At 41.9% G+C, this 1,640-nt stretch carries 3 protein-coding genes; all 3 read right to left on the bottom strand.

Features of this window, described 5'->3' with window-relative positions; all coding sequences use genetic code 11:
• Positions 1-124 precede the first annotated feature (124 nt).
• The 3 genes from IV55_RS07685 to IV55_RS07675 are packed head-to-tail and all read right to left on the bottom strand — an operon-like array spanning position 125 to position 1,479.
• Positions 125-445, bottom strand: coding sequence for a DUF898 family protein (locus IV55_RS07685; protein ID WP_057810986.1), 321 nt, complete (start codon positions 443-445; stop codon positions 125-127).
• A 16-nt stretch (positions 446-461) separates the two neighbouring features.
• Positions 462-1,217 carry a potassium channel family protein gene (locus IV55_RS07680; protein WP_057810984.1) on the bottom strand — a complete coding sequence of 252 codons (756 nt, stop codon included), beginning with the start codon at positions 1,215-1,217 and terminating at the stop codon, positions 462-464.
• Positions 1,218-1,251: 34 nt separating this feature from the next.
• Complete coding sequence (locus IV55_RS07675; protein WP_057810983.1) at positions 1,252-1,479, bottom strand: hypothetical protein; 228 nt, start codon at positions 1,477-1,479, stop codon at positions 1,252-1,254.
• Positions 1,480-1,640: the final 161 nt, after the last annotated feature.

Genomic DNA, 1,640 nt, shown 5'->3' with positions numbered 1-1,640 from the left:
CAATCCGGTAGGTGGTTCGTCCTCTGCACAGCGACTTGACTTTTGTCCCACGTTTTCACCATTTAAGTTCGAAAATCAAAAAATGAGTTTGGGACAAGATGACTTATGTCCCAAACGCTAGCAATTAGTTGATGAAATTGGTGTTTTTTGCTTTCCAATCAGTTAGTTTAATTCCGACCCAAAAGCTGTAGATACCAATGGTGATGATCGATAGTAATAACCATTTAATCCAATTCCCAAAGAGACCAATGGCGGTTCCTGAAAACCGCATGCGATGACCATCGATAACGGTGTGGTTGATTTTCCAACCGTAAACCATGGTTAGAGCCCACGGGTAGCAGATGCCGAGAGTGAGGGCTGTAACAACAATCCCCAAGATTGTCCAGCCAATGTAGGCAAGCAAGCCACCGTCAAAAAAAGAAGTGCGTCCGTATTTTTGTTCCATAAGAATGTGAATCCTTTCAGTTTTTCTGTGCAGTTTGAATTGTTTTTGTGAGCGTGGTTAATTGTTTCTGGAGTGCTTCGTTTTCGCGGTGCAGTTTTGCAAATTCGGCAAGTACTTCTTGATCGGTCAACGTATCTTTGTCGGCCGTTTTGTTCGTAAAGTATGCGGTGAGGGTACTCGTCAGCATGCCAACGAAACCGACGCCAACGAGCATTAGAATAACGGCTAGTACTTTTCCGAGTGCTGTGTGCGGTGCAATGTCGCCATAGCCGACGGTTGTAGCCGTCGTGATTGCCCACCAAAACGCGTTGCCCAAAGAAATGCCTTCAACCGTTGAGTAAATGGCCGAAATCGTAATCAGAATGGTGATACTTGCATAAAGTAAATACATGAAACCATTCGTTCGTAGAAATCCTTTGAGCTTTTCTTGAAGCTTTCCAATGATACCAGCCATACGAAAAATCCGTAAAAGCCGTAAGATGCGGAAAATTCGTGCAAATCTAAACAAGTTGAAGAGGTTGACCGGCATAATTGCAAGTAAGTCCATTACATGCGTTCGTACATAAGCGCGTTTAGAGTGTGCTGAGAAGAGACCAACGGCATAATCTAGTACAAAGATTAACCAAATGATGCCGTCTATTATTGAAAAGGGCATCCTGGTTAAGTCAATGATGTCGGTTAAATCTAGTAATGTTAAGCTGACTGAAATGATTGCCAGGACAATAATAAGCAGTTGGTATATTTTTTGAAGAACGGATAATTTTTTTGACATAAGTCTCATTTTCTATGTTGATTGCGGGTGTTGGTCAGCGAAAGAGTGATGTGATAATCGTAATTAATTGTGTGAGCAAGGCCATACCAAAAAAATAGTCGGCAACCCACCAACCACCTAGAAAAATCACGAAGAAGCCAATCCAAAATTCACGGTTGTTGCGGCGATGCTGCTGTTGAACGCTCATACGTTGCAAGTAAGCATCCCGCCATTTTGGGTCGTTTTGACGTTTACGTAAGAATTCATCTGTATGATAAGCCATATGCAGTACTCCTAATCTTTTGATAAGTGTATTTTACATGGCGGTTTAGCGCGGAACAACACTGCATATTTATTAGGTGGAAAGGAAACAATAAAAAAGGACTGCATTTGGTAGATTGTAAAATTAATCCGAACGCTGTTCGGACAAAAAAGATCAGCTTC

Source organism: Furfurilactobacillus siliginis (assembly GCF_001437435.1).
Lineage (GTDB): Bacteria > Bacillota > Bacilli > Lactobacillales > Lactobacillaceae > Furfurilactobacillus > Furfurilactobacillus siliginis.
Note: the sequence above shows the minus strand (reverse complement) of the source record. Positions and strands in the feature narration are given on the sequence as shown.

Excerpts from the sequence above, each read along its gene's own strand:
- IV55_RS07685 (WP_057810986.1), bottom strand. The coding sequence starts at position 445 with ATGGAACAAAAATACGGACGCACTTCTTTTTTTGACGGTGGCTTGCTT.
- IV55_RS07675 (WP_057810983.1), bottom strand. The coding sequence starts at position 1,479 with ATGGCTTATCATACAGATGAATTCTTACGTAAACGTCAAAACGACCCA.
- IV55_RS07680 (WP_057810984.1), bottom strand. The coding sequence starts at position 1,217 with ATGTCAAAAAAATTATCCGTTCTTCAAAAAATATACCAACTGCTTATT.